At 58.0% G+C, this 17,033-nt stretch carries 12 protein-coding genes; 7 read left to right on the forward strand and 5 right to left on the reverse strand.

Annotated features, from left to right (window positions below; translation table 11 throughout):
- Position 1 precedes the first annotated feature (1 nt).
- The 4 genes from HB393_RS06845 to HB393_RS06860 all read right to left on the reverse strand — a co-directional run bounded on the left by HB393_RS06845 (position 2) and on the right by HB393_RS06860 (position 7,986).
- Positions 2-2,092, reverse strand: a complete 2,091-nt coding sequence (locus tag HB393_RS06845; RefSeq protein ID WP_213804403.1) for a M56 family metallopeptidase — start codon at positions 2,090-2,092, stop codon at positions 2-4.
- On the reverse strand, positions 2,089-2,472 hold the full coding sequence (locus HB393_RS06850) for a BlaI/MecI/CopY family transcriptional regulator (RefSeq protein ID WP_213804404.1): 384 nt from the start codon (positions 2,470-2,472) through the stop codon (positions 2,089-2,091). The genes HB393_RS06845 and HB393_RS06850 overlap by 4 nt, the downstream gene beginning before the upstream one ends.
- 435 nt (positions 2,473-2,907) lie before the next feature.
- Positions 2,908-4,362: a sulfatase-like hydrolase/transferase gene (locus HB393_RS06855; RefSeq protein WP_345945063.1), complete on the reverse strand. Its 1,455-nt coding sequence runs from the start codon at positions 4,360-4,362 to the stop codon at positions 2,908-2,910.
- 30 nt (positions 4,363-4,392) lie between these two features.
- Positions 4,393-7,986, reverse strand: a complete 3,594-nt coding sequence (locus HB393_RS06860; RefSeq protein ID WP_255550866.1) for a carboxypeptidase-like regulatory domain-containing protein — start codon at positions 7,984-7,986, stop codon at positions 4,393-4,395.
- Between the two features lie 23 nt (positions 7,987-8,009).
- Here HB393_RS06860 and HB393_RS06865 point away from each other — a divergent pair, with 23 nt between their 5' ends.
- Together HB393_RS06865 and HB393_RS06870 are read left to right on the forward strand one after the other, a co-directional pair.
- The gene (locus HB393_RS06865) at positions 8,010-8,258 is read left to right on the forward strand and encodes a hypothetical protein (protein WP_213804544.1); all 249 of its coding nucleotides are present in this window, start codon (positions 8,010-8,012) and stop codon (positions 8,256-8,258) included.
- Positions 8,259-8,424: 166 nt separating this feature from the next.
- Positions 8,425-10,185, forward strand: coding sequence for a uroporphyrinogen-III synthase (locus HB393_RS06870; protein ID WP_255550867.1), 1,761 nt, complete (start codon positions 8,425-8,427; stop codon positions 10,183-10,185).
- 85 nt (positions 10,186-10,270) lie between these two features.
- Here HB393_RS06870 and HB393_RS06875 read toward each other — a convergent pair whose 3' ends face one another.
- A complete protein-coding gene (locus HB393_RS06875) occupies positions 10,271-11,548 on the reverse strand; it encodes an ROK family protein (RefSeq protein ID WP_213804406.1) in 1,278 nt (425 codons plus the stop codon).
- 483 nt (positions 11,549-12,031) lie between these two features.
- Between HB393_RS06875 and HB393_RS06880 the strand changes: the two genes are divergently transcribed.
- The 5 genes from HB393_RS06880 to HB393_RS06900 all read left to right on the forward strand — a co-directional run bounded on the left by HB393_RS06880 (position 12,032) and on the right by HB393_RS06900 (position 17,013).
- Positions 12,032-13,291 (forward strand): hypothetical protein, encoded by a 1,260-nt coding sequence (locus tag HB393_RS06880; protein ID WP_213804407.1) that lies wholly within the window; start codon positions 12,032-12,034, stop codon positions 13,289-13,291.
- 124 nt (positions 13,292-13,415) lie between these two features.
- Positions 13,416-13,637, forward strand: coding sequence for a DNA gyrase inhibitor YacG (gene yacG / locus HB393_RS06885; RefSeq protein ID WP_213804408.1), 222 nt, complete (start codon positions 13,416-13,418; stop codon positions 13,635-13,637).
- 195 nt (positions 13,638-13,832) lie between these two features.
- A complete protein-coding gene (locus HB393_RS06890; RefSeq protein WP_213804409.1) occupies positions 13,833-14,342 on the forward strand; it encodes a phosphatidylglycerophosphatase A in 510 nt (169 codons plus the stop codon).
- A 51-nt stretch (positions 14,343-14,393) separates the two neighbouring features.
- The gene (locus HB393_RS06895; RefSeq protein ID WP_213804410.1) at positions 14,394-15,575 is read left to right on the forward strand and encodes a gluconolaconase; all 1,182 of its coding nucleotides are present in this window, start codon (positions 14,394-14,396) and stop codon (positions 15,573-15,575) included.
- Between the two features lie 97 nt (positions 15,576-15,672).
- Positions 15,673-17,013 (forward strand): Gfo/Idh/MocA family oxidoreductase, encoded by a 1,341-nt coding sequence (locus HB393_RS06900; RefSeq protein ID WP_213804411.1) that lies wholly within the window; start codon positions 15,673-15,675, stop codon positions 17,011-17,013.
- Positions 17,014-17,033: the final 20 nt, after the last annotated feature.

Genomic DNA, 17,033 nt, shown 5'->3' on the forward strand with positions numbered 1-17,033 from the left:
GTTAGTTTTCGGAAGGCTTCTCTACGTGATCGATGACGAGTACCGCAACCGGAGCCTTGGTGGGCTCTAATTTTAGACCCATCTGCTCCTGGATAGCGGTAAACAGATTCGGCGGAGCATCAGCGTTCTCGCTCGGAAGTGGCACTTTGGCACCCAGGCCACCGAATTGAGATTCGTCCGGGGTCCACTTCAAGATGAAATCAAACCTCCCCTGGAGCCCCGTCTGATCGACTACGGGACGATCGAGAACGGCCGACTGCATTACGCCTGCAAAATCCTCCATCGTCGCGTTTCTCCCAGGCAATATGCCAAGGCCCCGGAAGAACAGCGAGGGAAGGCCATTCGGATCACCTTCGCTCTTCTTGAGCAAGGATCCATTCTTTCCAAGAGCAAGCGCGTACACCGAAAGCTCCTTCTTGTCGCGATGAAATGTGAGCTTGAAACGTTCTGCAAGCAACTTCTGAATCATCACTTTCCACTGCTTATCATTTGGCTGGCCTTCTCCATCGGGCTGCGCAGAGAGATCGTATTTGTCTGCTCCCATCCATGCAGGTCCGCCTACGATCTGCTTGTCATGAAGTCCATAAGCAAACGTGATCAAATCATTCAATGACGTATTCATCGTGGAGAAGTGGCGCCCTTGCACCCGGAAGCCCTTGCCCTGCGTCTCCGGCTTGCTTGGCTTAATCGTGGCGACCTCAAACGAAGGATTCGCATCCGCGGCCATGGGTGGCAGTTTAGGCGGAGGCTCCGGAATGGTCCACGCCGTTTCAGGAGTCGCCCGCGTAAGATTCAGCGGGTGGGATCCTGGCCCTTGGGTCCACGTTCCTGCAATGGAGTTGCCGTCCGCGCTCAGCTTACCCTCGTAGCGGCCATCGATGGCCTCAACTGAAAGTTTGACGTTGGATCCCTGGAGGGTAGTCGCGCTGACTGGAATAGACTGACCTCCCTGGTCAATGCTGTAGAACACAGCCTTCCATCCACCGCTCTCTGCCTTCGTGATCTTCACGACAACCCGAAGCTCCTTAGCGAGCGGCAGCGTTCCTTGCCAGGTCCCCACAATGCCTTGCGCCGCATTATCCGCCACCGCCTGCGCCCGAACCTGCGTCGAATGCACCAGACCGAAGACAATCGGCAACGCGATAGCCAGAACTCCAGCCGCACTCAACAAAAGCTTTTTACTAAGATTCAGTCTCCGCGCAACCTGCTCGCTCATGATGCGTACGATCCTCTTCTTTAGATCCGATCCGGTTACACCAGAGACGCAAGCCAGAGGCGATTCAATATAGAACTTGCATACGTTGAGAATTCCCTCCGCATAGACATGCGCCTTGCTGCCCGATTGCAGCACGGCTTCATCACAGGCCCGTTCCCGTTCCTCCACCAGGCGCGTTCGAATCCACCATACGAAAGGGTGAAACCAGAAGACCACTTCAACCGCCATGTGGATAGCAGCAGTAAGATTGTCACGCCTCCGGACGTGGCATATCTCGTGGGCGATGATGGCGCTCAACTGGGGTGTATTGAGACGTCCGGTGATACCTTGCGGCAGCATAAGAACGGGACGAAGCACCCCGAAGACTCCCGGTTCAAGCAGCGACGGCGAGGACAAGACAGGGACATCTCCAACAACCGCCAGGTACGATGCAGCATGCACGGCAGCCCGAACCCTCCTCCATTTACGCCACCAGGAGAAGGCGACAAGAAACGAGCCGCCCAACCATAGACCTAAAAGAACGACCGGAACCACACTGCCGTTGTGCGGCAGAAACACCGATGAACTAACATCGGGCTCCACGTTTGCAAAAGCTTGGGCCTGAGAAAACGGCTGCGCAATCTCCTCCATCACTGCCGAGAGAGAGGGCTGACTCACGGGCTTGGCCATTGCGGACTGAAGATACCCACCCGCAGCGATCAACACCGAAAAGGGGATCAAAAACTTTGCGGACGCCAGCATCCAAAGACCGTGACGGACTCGAGCCTGATTGTTGCGCAGCGCAAGCACCATGAACCCGGTTGCCACCGTGAACGCCGTCGATTGCCACAGATGGTTTACAAGCGGGACGGTCCAGGATACCGGGATCGTTATCATTGCTTCTCCTCCGCCGAGAGCCTTCTTAGCGTCTTCTCCGCTTCTTTTACATCTTCGAGGGACAACTTACCCGACTCGACAAGATGCGCCATAACCGGCTGACCTCGACCGCCAAACAGTGAGATTAGGTCGTCGACCAACCTTCGTTGTGCCGCTTCGCGAGACACTACGGCCGCAAAGATGTGAAAGTTCCCCACCTTCTTCACCCTTCGGACGACACCCTTTACCTCCAGCCTGTAGACCGTAGTCTGAATCGTCGTATAGGCAGACCGGCGCTTCTCTGGGAATGCCTCGTGGATCTCGCGAATGGAGGATTCGCCTTTGGCCCACAGCACTTCCATAATCTGGAATTCGAGCTTCGCAAGTCTCGGTCCTGCCATTGCGGTCTACTACCTCTATTCTTTTTCCTACTACCGGAGTATGCGAAGAATAGTATTACGGCTTTTTTGTGAACGCAAGATAAAGATGAGATCTGCTCCAGACAGCCGCCGTACCTATCCATGCCCGCAACCAAGAACAAACACGCCGAGGTCAACCTCGTTGACCCATCATCATCTCTGGTCTCTGGCATCGATTTTTACACGGCGGAAGAGGCTAAATATGACCGTCACTTTAAGCCGGAAACAATTCCATCCCATTTCGGGCGAACGTCGTCTGCAATCGAAATTTGCGGATGCAGTTATCGCTTACGGTTCACTCAAGAGACCAAAAAACAAAACGACCGAACGGAAGAGATCTTAGATCGCTTCCGTTCGGTCGTTTCCTGTGCGGTCCACACCAGCGCACGAAAGTCCGCTGGACATAGCCAGCGTCCTCTACGGATACAAAGTAGCAGGCTTGATCTCCGGAGAACCCTCCCCTGCATACTCCAGCAACGCCTGAAGCTCTTTACGAAGTTCAGCCGACTTCTCCAGATACTCCTTCCTCCCCGCAAGGTTCACCAACTCATGCGGATCGTTGCGCTGATCATAGAGCTGGTACTCCTGATAGGACGGGCTGGCAGCCTTCTTCGCGCCCGTAATGTCCGCCACGCAGTACGTCCAATCCGGCGTGCGGACAGCACGCGCAGTCATGGACTCGCTGATCTGAATAAGCTCCTTGTTGGGCCACTGCTCACGCGCCGCCGTATCCTTGAGTAGCGGCAGGGTGCTGCGTCCCTTGAACGACGCAGGTGGAGTAAGACCCGCCGCCTCCAAAAGAGTAGGCGCAATGTTGATGATGCCGGTAAGCTCCGGAATCTGTTGTGCTCCATTGAAGCCAGGCCCCTCGATGATCAGCGGAATGCGCACCGAACTATTGTGCGTCGAGCGCTTGTACTCTTGGTTGCGCGTCATAAAGTGGCAGCCATGATCGCTGATGAAGACGAAAATAGTGTTATCCGCCAGATGCTCTTCCTGCAGGATCTTGCGGATACGCCCCACCGAGGCATCGATGCTCTCGCACGCGCCGTAGTAATCAGGAAGCTGCTGATGCCAGTCGCCCGGTAGAGCGCGAAGATCCGCTGGAACGTGGGCGTTGATGAATCGCTCCGCCGAACCCTTCGGTCCCACCATGCGGTTCAAGTCGTTCTGCTGATGCGGTTCGAGCTGCGACACGAAGAGAAAGAACGGCTTCTCGTGCTTCTGGCGCAGGAACCGTTCCGTCCGGTCGGTCAGAAAGTCAACGCGATACTGGTCTTTGAACGTGATCTCCTTTCCATCCTGATCGAACAAGCTGCCTTCATAGGGATGCGAGGTATGCTCAAGCGCATTTGCACCCTCCCACAAATCGAGAAAGCCGCCGCGATGTTCAGGCGGCACATACCCCGGCCCTCCGCCCTTCGCTACCGCACCTGGCGAAAGATGCCACTTGCCGATGAGGTTTGAGGTATAGCCCGCCTTGCGCAACTCGCCCGCCAGAGTAGGCAGCGACTGATCCAGAGCCTCCCCGTTGTGCCACACGCCCGTCTCCGTGGCATATCGGCTGGTCATCAACACAGACCGTGCAGGAGCGCAGACCGGTTGATTCGTCACCGCGTGGGTAAAGTTCTTGCCGCGGCGAGCCATCGCATCGAGGTTCGGTGTGCGCGTAGAGCTGTTAGCTCCATTAGCGCCCACGAAGTCCCAGCGAAATTGGTCGGAGAGGTAGAGAATGATGTTCGGCCGCTTCGCAGGCACAGCCGGCTTCGCGGCGGAGTGCTTCTGCTGCGCGGAGACCGCGGCCGCTCCCACGGCGGCTTGTCCTGCCGCGGCTGCCGTGCTGAGAATAAAATTACGTCGGTTGATACTCACGTCCACTCTCCTTGTACCGTCTGTTTCATCTTAGAAGTAATACTTGAGGCTGCCTTGTATCTGGCGCGGGTCGTTCGGATTGTCGCGCGTCGCGTTGATCGGCGCGAACGTCGACGGCGAGGTAAAGTTCAGCGAACTACTCAGCGGCTGAGCAAAGTTCGGCGTATTGGTTAGATTGAAGCTCTCGGCGCGAAACTCGAAGTAGTTCGTCTCGCTGAAACGGAACCGCCGGAAGACAGAAAAATCGAGCCTGCGAAAAGGTGGTCCCGTGACCTGCGTAGGAGGTCCGCCCAGACTACCCACAACAGGATTGGCAAAGGCAGCAGGATTCAGAAACTGCTGTGCATTATGGCTTCCAGCATAAGGACTCTGTCCCGCAACCTTCAGTGCGAAGCATCCCAGCCCAGCCGCGGTCGTCGTCGTGCAAGGCACGGAGAAAGGCTGCCCATCCTGCGCCGTGAAGATCCAATTCGCAGACCAACCACCGGCGAGCAAAGCACCGACTCCCGAGTGGACGAACCGTTTATCCTTGCCGAAGGGAAGTTCATAACTTCCGCTCGTATGAACGATGCGGCGAACATCGATGTCGCATAGCGCATAGTCCGCATTAATCCCAAAGCCCGGAAGATAAGGAGCACGATAGCCGCCGATCCCGTTATCCAGCAGATCGCGTGCATCGCCAAGGCACTTGGAGTAAGTCACATTGGCGATGATGCTGAGGCCGTGACGAAAACGATGCTCGAATCCAGCCTGCAGCGAGTTGTAATTCGTCTGCCCCGCTCGCGCTACAAACGTACCGCCAGTCGCAAAGTCCTTGAAGAAGGAGTTGGCCTTCGTGTTTGCCGTTGGCGGCAGAATACTGCTTACAGCATTCGCGCCTATGGCAGTCTGAAGATGTCGCGAGTTACTTCCGACGTATCCCACAAAAGCCACCGTGCCGGAGGTCACCTGGTATTGCACCTGCAAATTGTAACCCTGGCTGTAAGACGTCTTAGGATTGCGCGCTTCGCCAAAGAGCGAGATGGAGTTGATCGCCGCCGTGGCCGCGGTAAGCGGCACGTTCAGCAGACCGTTCGAGATAGGGCCAACCGAGTTATCCGTCGTCACCGGCGCAACCGAGCTTCCCGCGGTATAGCTGGTCGAGATCTGGAAGGGATAGTTAACCCAAGGGCTAATGCTGAGACCATGATTTTCATTCGCCTGGAAGAAGATGCCATAGCCACCACGAACCACCAGCCGAGGCTTCGCCTGCAGCGAGAACCCCACACGCGGCGCAAAGTTCGTCTTCTGCGCAATACCGAGGGTGTTCCCCGGAGTCGGTGTGAAGACGATGCCATCCGCTGCAAGCTGCGTCCGGAAGGCAGCCGGAACATTCCCCGCCTGAGACTGCGGAATATAGAAACGCGAGATGCCGTCCGAGGTCGTTCCCGTCTGCGCAGGCACTACGTTGGCAAAGCGCCCGCTGGTCTCCGTCGGAATCCCCAGGAACTCCCAACGCACGCCGAAGTTCAACGTCAAATTCGACGCCGCCTTCCAACTATCCTGCACATAGGCCCCCAGGTACTGGCGCACCAGATGATAGACCGGAGAGAAGCTGGAAGCGGAGACCGCATTCGACCCTCCCAACCCGCTCAACGTGCCAGGTGCAGCCGGTAAAGGGTTGAGGACAAACTGTGCACGATCCGTCGATCCATCCGTGTTTGCCACAATCGACGTATAAAGTCCATTGTTCGTAAAGTCCCCTCGCGACGCGGTCGGCGTCAGAGTAGGAAACGCGACGTGCTGATACTCTACGCCGGTACGCACCTGGTGGCGATTGAGATCGATGCTGAGGTTCTCAGTAACCTGCGCAATATCGCTGGCCTTATCGCTGGGCAGCGTGCCCGGCGTACCAAGGTTAGACAGCAGGCCGAACTCAAACAGCGGCAGCCCCCCATTCGACGGAAGTTGCGGAATGCCAGGAATGCCGAATTGCGCAGGAATACCAAGCGTCTCCGCCCCGACCTGCCGGCGCGTATCCGCGACACGGCTATAGCCGACACGAGCCTCGTTGACCAGTCGTGGCGTAAAGATGTGCGTCTCGCTCAACGCAATGTTCTGACTCTGAGTATTTCCATTTCCCGGCCGAGATGCCGAACCATCGGCCACCCCGGCAAACGGACTCGGGACCACCTGCGTCGTGTTCAGGAAGCTATACCGCACGAACAGCGAATCACGCTCGTTGAAGGTCTCGTCGAACCGCGTGTCAAAGCTATCGGTCGTCGTCCGATTGATCGGGCTGACAACGTAATTATTCTGCAGCGCGGAGCCCGTCGGCGAAGGAAACAGCCGAAGCAGAGCGACCGCGTTCGCATTGAGGCGTCCAGCAGGAAGCTGGTTCAGCAGAGCTCTGTTCGAGCCAGAGGTAAAGTTCGTAGTGCCCAGTAGCGAGCCCGCATAGAAGGGGTCACGAACGAATCCACCCGGAGTGCCCGTAAGCCCCGTGACACTATCGAAGCCGTTTGCCGACAGCGGACGCGTCGTAGAAGGATCGAACACAGTGCCCACAGGAAAGATACGTCCCAGCGCATCGGTTCTCGTTCCGGATTGGAGCGCGATCAGATCCTGCAGATTCGTAAACCCGCTATTCCGCTCAGAGAGCGTGGGCACGTTCTTCGTATACGTCTTGCCTTGTGCAGTGCGCGTCCCCTGATAGTCCACGAAGAAAAACGTATGGTTGCGCCCGTTATAGACATGAGGGATGATCACCGGACCACCGATCGTTCCGCCAAATTGGTTCTGCCGGAAGCTGGGTTTGCGCTGCGTCGGCAGCACGAAGTAGTCCCTCGCATCCAGCGCGTCGTTGCGGATGTACTCCCACACATTTCCGTGAAAGCCATTCGTACCCGACTTCGTACTCACGTTCAACACCGCTCCCGCCGAGTGTCCAAACTCCGCGGAGTAGTTGCTCGTCTGCACCGTAAACTCGCGCAGCGCATCGGGCGGAGGCATAATGACAAACTGCCCCTGGTTCACCAGGTCGGCGATCGCCGCATTATCGTCCATCCCATCCAGCAGATAGTTATTCTGTGTTCGACGCGATCCATTGGCGGTAAACGATCCACTGGCCTGCAGGTTCCGGCTATCGTTCTGCGCGAAGGTCACACCCGGAGAGAGCTGCGCCAGAAACGAAGGATTGCGCCCGTTCAATGGCAGATCGTTGATCGCCCTCTCCGTTACAAGTTGCTGAATCGCAGAGGAACGAGTCTCAAGCAGTCCGCTGTCAGCGGAGACCTGAACCGTATCCGAGATAGTGCCGATCTCGAGCTTCGGATTGATCTCTAAATGCGACTGAATCGTAACCTCGATGTGCTGCCGAACGCTCTGTTTATAACCATCCCGCGAGATTGTAAGCGTATAAGTTCCAAGTTTGACTGGACTGAAATTGAAGCTGCCATTCTCACCGGACTGAGCTTTGATCGTCACTCCCGTCTTCTCTTCCAGAAGGACCACCTCGGCCCCCGGCACAACCGCCCCGGAAGAGTCCGTCACCGAACCGGCAATGGCTCCCGTATCGACCTGGGCCTGAACCTGGCTTGCGAACCCCAGAACGGCGAACACGCAGACCTTGCGGATAGAAAACAAAATAGAAGCTAAACTGAGCCGGCTTGAAGCCCATCTACGTGGGCCTGCAAGGGAGCGAAGTTGCACAAACATTTCAAATCTCCTGGGAAAAGCCTGAACATGCACGCCTGCCACAAAGGGCAAACGGCTATCGATCAAACGAAAGAAAATCTCTAGGGGGAAGGGAAGCTAAAGAGCAAAAACACTCAAGCTATCGTCGGACGAACAGAGTCATCGACAACAACAGCGCGAGAAGCATTCTTTTTCGAACGGCGAAGTTTGTGCCGGAATAGATTGCATGAACGGGATCATACACGACAGTGCCCACTCGATCCAAACTGCAGCCCCTCGCCGACACGCCACTTTCTTCGAATCGAACAACAATCACAGCCACTTAGAGCACAGCCCTGCATCGGGTTCGCGCCTCCCCAGTCCGCGTCTATGATTAGAAGACGATCTTTGACGCAACGCCTCACCGGGGCTGCTCTCGATAAAGTACAGGCAAACAAGAGCGCCGGCGGCCAAAACAAGATCGAAGCAGGAGGAAGTGTGGCGCACGCAAGCTTCAATGGACTTCGCGTACTTTCGCTGGAGTCTCGCCGAGCAAAAGAGGTCGAGAAGCTCATCCGCACCTATGGCGGTGAGCCGACCGTGGTTCCTGCCATGCGCGAGGTTGGGCTCGAATCCAACCAGCACGTCCTCGACTTTGCGGCAAAGTTGCTAGAGGGCAAGTACGATCTCGCAATCTTCATGACCGGCGTCGGCGTCCGCACTATGCTTGAGATCGTCCAGACCAAATACGATCGCGAGGAGTTTCTCGCCGCGCTGCGCAAGATAAAGATCGTCGCCCGCGGAGCAAAGCCCAATTCCGCACTGCGCGAGTTGAAGATCATGGCCGACGTCACCGCCGAGGAGCCCAGCACCTGGCACGAGTTATTGGAGGCAATCGACACCGCCTACGGACCCTCGCTCGCCGAGATGCACGTCGTAGTCCAGGAGTACGGCGCATCCAACCCCGAACTGCTCGCAGAGCTAAGCACACGCAGCCGCGAACTAACCAAGGTGCCGGTCTACCAATGGGCCTTGCCCGAGGATCTGCAGCCCTTACGAGACTGCATTCTAGGCCTGCTAAACGGCATCTTCGATGTCACACTCTTTATGACGGCAGTGCAGGTCATTCATCTCTTTCGAATCGCGGAACAAATGGGAAAGAAAGAGGAGCTTCGCGAGGCCCTGCGAAAGACGGTCGTCCTGTCGATCGGCCCGACCACCTCCGAAGAACTCACCCACTATGAGATCGAACCTGACTTCGAGCCGTCGCGCCCCAAGATGGGCTTTCTGGTGAACGAAGCGGCACAGTACGCGAACCGTCTACTAGAGAAGAAACGCAACGGAGAGATCGAGGCAGTCGCAGTCGGCCCCTCCTCAGAAGATGCAACTCCCCAAAAAACCTCGCGTGTCCGAAGAGTAGCCCCATCTACTCCAACTATGGCTGGATTCCGCGATGGCCTGGCAGAGCGCGAGGGCCTCGCAGAGATAGACTTTCTCCACGAGATCGGCAGCCGTATGGCCGCAGCCGATCCCCTTCATCTCGTCCTGGATCGCATCGTCGCCTTTATTACAGAGGTGATTCCCTGCGACTCCTGCTTCCTCTACGTACTAGAGGGCGAAAACCTTGTACTACGCGCATCGAAGAACCCTCACGCCGACCTCGTCGATCACATCGACGTCCCAGTCGGACAAGGCATCACCGGCTGGGTCGCAAAACATCGCCAGGCGGTTGCGATCGCCTCCGAAGCATCCAACGACCCTCGCTTCAAGGCCTTCAAAAATATCCCTGAAGATCACTTCGAGGCGATGCTCTGCACACCCATCCTGTGCGCCGGCCGCGTCGTGGGAGTAATCAACCTACAGCATCGTATGTCGTACCGACACACCGCCGAACAAGTACGCCTGCTATCGACCCTTGGCTTCTTGGTAGGAGCCGAGATCGAGCGGGCCAGGCTGGAATCGGAGAACGTCCAACTCGCCGGAAAACTCGAGACTCGCAAGGTCGTAGACCGCGCGAAGAGCATAGTCCAGCGGGATCTTTCGTTAAGCGAAGAAGAAGCGTACCAAAGAATGCAGCGCGAGAGTCGCCAGCGTCATAAGTCCATGCGCGAAATCGCAGACGCGATCCTACTCGCCGAAGACCTGCGCCGAACACGATCCACAAGCTGAGCTAAAGAACCAGCTACCTGGATAACTGGACTTAGAAATAAGACGATAACTACTTGCAGCGAAGCTCCTAGAAACTAAGCGGCAATCAACCCGCCAGCCGCGCCGAAGAAGCAGGTAATCCCCTGCCCTTCTGTGACGCATGCGTCGACCGGTGATAGCTGGCATGCCGCTGCATCAGCATGGCAGCGCTTCCGCTCAGCCGCGCAAGCTCCGCATCTCCGGAGATCCGCAGCCGAGGAGCGGGCCCCACCAGCATGGAATCCTCCAGCTCCTTCTGCACAATCGGACCAAACCGCTCCCAAGAAGCAGTAATATCGCCCGTGATCAAGATAAGCTCCGGAGAGAGAGCCGCTGTAATAAGTCGCAGGCCGCGGCCCAGCGCTCGAGCCTGCCGCGATACAGCCTCCACCGCGGCCGCATCCTCCTCCTCCGCGAGACTGAGAAGTTGATAGATATTTCTCATCGAAGACTTAGGCACAAGCTCGCGATAGAAGTGAAGCGCCGCACGCGACGAAGCAGACATCTCCCAACAGCCTCTCTGCCCGCAGCCGCACAACGGCCCGGAAGGGTCCATAGAGATATGCCCAAACTCACCCGCCAGCCCGTTATATCCGGAGTGCAACTGCCCATCCGCCAAAATCGACGTGCCAATACCCTCCGCGATCGCGACCAGCACAGCATTCCGCACCCCCTCCAGACGGCCATACCAGAGCTCGGACAGCAGACAAGCATTGGCATCGTTATCGATCTCGACCTGCAGCTTCGACTCCTTCTCCAACGCCCCCTTCAAATCGAATCCATGCCATTTAAGATTCGGCGCCAGCAAAAGTCGTTGCGTCGCGGGGTGCACTCGTCCCGGCACACTTACTCCAATCCCTTCAAACGACTTATCCGCATGCTGATCGCGAAGCAGACCGATCCGGGTTACGATATGGGCGACCGTTCGGTCGGGATTCGAGTAAGTCATCACCGTCTCCCGCGAGAGAAAGCGTCCGCTCAGATCGACCACCGCCAGAATCGCACGGTCCGGACGAAGATCCAGGGCCAGCGTAACGATATCCGGATTAACCGACAGCATCGTGGAAGGACGCCCGCGGGAAGCCTTCACCACCGCCCCCTCCGTCACCCAGTTCTCCTCAATCAATTGCTCGACAATGGCGGAGATCGTACTAGGACGAAGCCCCGACAGACGCGACAGACTCGCCCGCGCAACAGGCTGACGAAACCGGATAAGCTCCAGGATGATGTCGCGGTTGATATCCCGCGCACTCTCGCTCGTGGCAAGCTGTGCGGAAGACAGATCAATCCGTCTAACCCCATGCACCCTCCCCACCGAATGCGTGTCCCGGCTAAGCTTAGTCATTTCTCCCTTTGTTCATCGTACAGACATACTACGACAGGCAAACAATTCCTCCGCGGCATACCGGCTGTAGAAACAGGGTTAAAGGATCAACTCCGACCCGCGGTGATATCATAAAAGGGTGGATTATCGCACCTCCTGCCTGATCAAGCTCAGCTTAAAAGTTGTATGAAGTTGGCGTTTATCGGCCAAAAAATAGGATTAGTACGGTCTGAAACCGTTCGGTTTCCACCTCCCCGTTTAAATTCATAATGAGAGCTACGACTAAGTAACTTTAGGCATCCAACCCCGGATTGACAAGGGGTTGGCGCTTCAAATGAAGGCAAAAATATTGCTTAAAACTTATCTGTATTTCAACTCCCCTCTTAGGGGATGGAAGGACTGCGTGCTCTGCGCAAGACATTGCAACGGCCGAAAGTATCGAGTAGGGGAAGGTCATTGGCAATGTCTCTAGGCAGCCTTCTCACAAAAATTCGGTCTGATGCAATGAGCCGTCGGTTCCGAATAGTAGTTATCTATTTAACAGGCCAAGGACTCACCCAACTACTAAATCTCTTAGTAGGTTTCGCGCTGCTCCGCTGGCTTAACCTCGACAACTACGCTCAATTCAGCGTTGCATTTGGCTTTCAGGTAACACTCAGCCTTCTTACCGATCTTGGTTTCTCCGGAACGATCGTAGCTTTGGTCGGCACCAGGGGAAACGAAGCCGATATCCTCGGAGCGTATATCCGCTCGGGCCGCCGCTTTCGTAACATCATGCTGCTTTGCCTGACCCCCATAGCCTCCATCTTCTATATCGGCATCGCTCGTCAGCATCACTGGAGCACAACCACCAGTATCCTCCTCTTCCTCTCCGTCATATCCTCGATCTACTTCACCGGGATGGGTTCGTACTACGCAGCGCCCCTGCTGATCCACGGAAGACTGAGGACTTACTACCGCATTCAAACCTACTCCGCGCTCTTCCGTATCTTAAGCAGCGCACTACTCTATCTCTGCGGCGGATTGAACGCTTGGACCGCGAGTTGGAGCAATACGATTACCTTCTCTTTAATCGGATTCCTCAATCTCAGAGCCTCGAGAGATCTCGTCAGAGTTCCCCGGGAACCCGACCCAATTTACACCAAGCGCATGGTGCGTTTCGTCGCGCCTAACTTGCCCGGCATTATCTTCTATTCCTTCCAGGGACAGATCTCCCTCTTTCTCATATCCTTCTTCGGCCACACGCAGAACATCGCAGAGGTAAGTGCGCTCGGACGGCTCGGACAAGTCTTTCTCGTCTTCTCCGGATTCAATACAGCCGTCATAGAGCCATACATGGCAAGGCTGCCCGAAAATAAAGTGGCCAAGAACTTCGTCAGGATTTTTGCAATTGCATCGTTCCTCTGCTGCCTCGTCTGCCTGGCGGCCTTCATCGCGCCGAAGATTTTCTTGTTACTCCTGGGCGCGAAATACAAGTCCCTCTACCGTGAGACCGGATGGCTCGTACTTGGAAGCTCCCTCTCCTACCTCACAGGCGTCGCCTACACCATGGGTGGAGCGAGACGGTGGGTCTACTGGCTGACCAGTTGGCTCACAATCGGCCTCATCCTCGTTACCCAGTTGGTCTTCCTGTTGCTCTTCAAGATCAACGACACAATTCATGTAATTTACTTTGGAGTAGCCGCAGGCGCCGCTCATCTCCTATCAATTCTCATCAATAGTGTCTACGGCTATATAAAGGGACCCAGCGTAGAGATAGAGTGATCGGCGCGCGCCTTCAAGACCTGCAGACGCCCCGATGAAGCGCACGATCCTCGAAAGACATCTAATCTCCCGATCGTTTGATTTTGTCGCGCCACAGCGGCAGTATTGAAGGAAGACCAAGTCCATGACCGCGCCCAAAGCTCTCTTTTGCCCTACCTGCCGCAAAGTCGTCCTCGCCACCGGCGAAGACTTCCCCTTCTGCTCGGACCGCTGCCGTCTCCTCGATCTAGGCAAGTGGGCCAGCGGCGACTACAAAATCTCCACCCCCATCCAGGACCCCGACCTCCTCGAAGAGCTGGCCCGCTCCAAGTCCAACCGCCACCCCAACTCCAGCGACGAAGACTAGAAGAAGATTAGAAGAGCCCCCAAAAACACGACTACACCACAATTGAATCCCGCAAAGCCTCACCGACAGACAAGGCCACCGAACTCCTCATAACCCTCCCCAAATGAGGACCTTCAATAAATCAAGCGATCACCCTCCAAACAGCTTCCCTGTAAACTCGAAGCACGCCGTCAGGCGGCGGAAAATTAGAATTTAATGGCCAACTCCAAGACCCAGCTCCACCCACCCTCCGCAACCAAAACCCTCTGGGCCTGGCTGATCGGAACCTTCTTCGGAGCAGGCCTTCTCAAACCCGGTCCAGGAACCTACGGCTCTGTAGCCGCGCTCCTCCTCTGGTTCGGGGCCGCGCACGCACTCCAGCCCACCACTCTCGTTCTCGGAGCATGCACAGCCGTAGCGGCCCTCATCGCGACCCTCATCGGCATCCCCGCCGCCACCATCGTCGCCCGCGAGTCCGGCCGCGAAGACCCCGGCCACGTTGTCATCGACGAAGTAGCCGGCCAGCTCATCGCCCTCATCGCCATCCCCGCTGACTGGAAACACGCTCTCCTCTCCCTCCTCCTGTTCCGCCTCTTCGACATCCTCAAGCCGCCCCCCATCCGTCAGCTCGAACGCCTCCCCGCCGGCACCGGCATCATGCTCGACGACGTAGCCGCCGGCCTCCTCGCCCTCGCCTGCGCCCAGCTCGCCCACCTCTTCTTCTAGACACCCTCCACCTTGCACTCCCCATCCGCCCGCTCTACTCTAAGCACAGCCATGAACCCGCTCCTGTCGCTCCTCAAATCCGATAAACCCGAGAAGCCGGACGCTCCCCAAAAGGCTGCCACTCCCCCTTCGACCACTCCTCACCTCGACCGCATCGCGCCACCCGCCGCGATGCCTGGCGGCGAAGTGGAAGTCCACGGCTCGAACCTCGGGCCCACCTCGCCCGCGCTTCCCCGCGCAACCATCGGCGACATCGACTCCCCCATCGTCCTCAGCCGCCCCTCCCGAGCCACCCTCCGCGTCCCCGAGGGCACCATCGCCGGTGACGTCGTCATCTATCGCGACGGCGACTCCTCCAATCCCCTGCCCCTCCGCGTCGCCGTCCCCATGGCCGAGAACCTCCACCCCGTCTCCAACCCAGCCGTCGACGCCACCGGACAGGTCTTCGCCACCGTCTCCGGCTCCCGCGGCCAGCAGGTCCCCGTCTCCATCTTTTGCATCCAGCGCGATCTCCAGATCCGCCCCTTCGTACGCGAACTGCTCAACCCCACCGGCCTCGCCTTCGGCCCCGACGGCTTCCTCTACTGCAGCTCCCGCGCCGAAGGAACCATCTACCGCATCTCCCCCGCCGGCACCGTCGCCACCTACGCCGAAGGCCTCGGCATCGCCACCGGCATCGCCTTTGACTCCCAGGGCAACCTCTTCGTCGGCGACCGCACCGGCACCATCTTCAAGATCGCCCCACCCAAAAACACCTCCGCAACCACCCCACTCTTCAGCGGAGCCCCCGAAGAAGCGCCAGATCTCGACCGCGCCCCCAGCATCTTCGTCCACGCCACCCTCGAGCCATCCATGGCCGCCTACCACCTCGCCTTCAACGGAGCCGGAACCCTCTTCGTCACCGGACCCACCACCTCCTCCAACCAATGCATCCACGCCATCGACCCCGACGGCACCACCCGCATCTTCTATCAGGGTCTGGGCCGCGCCCAGGGCATGGCCTTCGACGTCGATGACAACCTCTACGTCGCCGCCTCTCTCCACGGTCGCCGCGGCATCGTTCGCATCACCCCCGGCAACCCGGAAAAGTCACTCGCCCCCGAAGCCTCCCTCATCCTCTCCGGCCAGAACCTCGTCGGCCTGGCCTTCCTGGAAGATGGCTGCGCCGCCCTCGCCACCCGCGAAGCCCTCTACCACGTAGACCTCGGCATCGAAGGCCGCCCCCTCATCTAAATCCAGGGCAACAGATCAACCCGCTCCTCACGCCCTCCCGAGTCGTACCTATGCTGTTGTAAAGTTATTCGGCAAGCGTAAAGCCCTCAGGAGCGTCATGATCTCTCGCCGCGAGTTTCTTTCCACCGCTGTCACCGCTACCACCGCCGCCGCCCTGGCCCCTACCGCCCGCAGCTACGCCCAGATCCTCGGCGCCAACGAGCGCGTCAACTTCGCCGTCATCGGACTCAACGGCCGCGCCTACGCCCACCTCTCCTCCCTCGAGTACAACGAAAAGTCCGCCCGCATCGCCTACGTCTGCGACGTCGACGCTACCATCCTCCAGAAGTACGCCGCGGCCACCGAGAAAGAGTGCGGCTACGCCCCCGCCACCGAAAAAGACTTCCGCAAGCTCCTCGCCCTCAAGGACGTCGACGCCATCACCATCGCCACCCCTGAGCACTGGCACGCTCCCATGGCCATCGCCGGACTCCAGGCCGACAAGCACGTCTACGTCGAAAAGCCCTGCAGCCACAACCCCCGCGAGGGCGAGATGCTCGTCGCCGCGCAGCAGAAGTACGGCAAGCAGGTCCAGATGGGCAGCCAGCAGCGCTCCTCCCCCCACACCATCGAGATCGTCGGTAAGATCCACGCCGGCCTCATCGGACGCACCTACTTCGGCAAAGCCTGGTACGTAAACACCCGCAAGTCCATCGGCGTCGGCAAGGTCGTCCCCGTCCCCGCCACCCTCGACTGGGAGCTCTGGCAGGGCCCCGCCCCCCGCACCGCCTACAAGGACAACGTCCACCCCTACAACTGGCATTGGCTGCATCGCTACGGCACCGGAGAAACCCTCAACAACGGCACCCACGAGGTCGACGTCTGCCGCTGGGCCCTGCAGGTCGACTACCCCAACCGCATCACCGCCTCTGGCGGCCGCTACCAGTTCAAGGACGACTGGGAGTTCTACGACACCCTCGACACCGCCTTCACCTACGAAGCGACCCCATCCTCCGAGGCCAAACTCATCACCTGGGAGGGCAAGAGCTGCCAGGGCATGAAAGTCTACGACCGCGACCGCGGCGCCGTCATCATGGGCACCACCGGCTCCGTCCTCATCGACCGCGACGGCTACGAGGTCTACAACGCCACCGGAAAGAAAGTCGACGAGTTCAAGACCAGCCACAACCGCACCGCCTCCGCCGACCTCACCGGTAAAGACTCCATGACCGATCTCCACTTCGAGAACTTCATCGCCGCCATCCGCACCGGCGAAAAGCTCCACGCCCCCATCCAGACCGGCAACACCTCCGTCACCATGCTGCAGCTCTCCAACATCGCCTGGGAGACCAAGCGCGAGCTTCAGCTCGACCCCAAGACCGCCCACATCCAGGGCGATCCCGAGGCCATGAAGCTCTGGGGCCGCACCTACGAAAAGGGCTGGGAGCCAAAGGTCTAACCCAGCTACCTCCCAACACC

The organism is Granulicella sp. dw_53, assembly GCF_018449545.1.
Lineage (GTDB): Bacteria > Acidobacteriota > Terriglobia > Terriglobales > Acidobacteriaceae > Edaphobacter.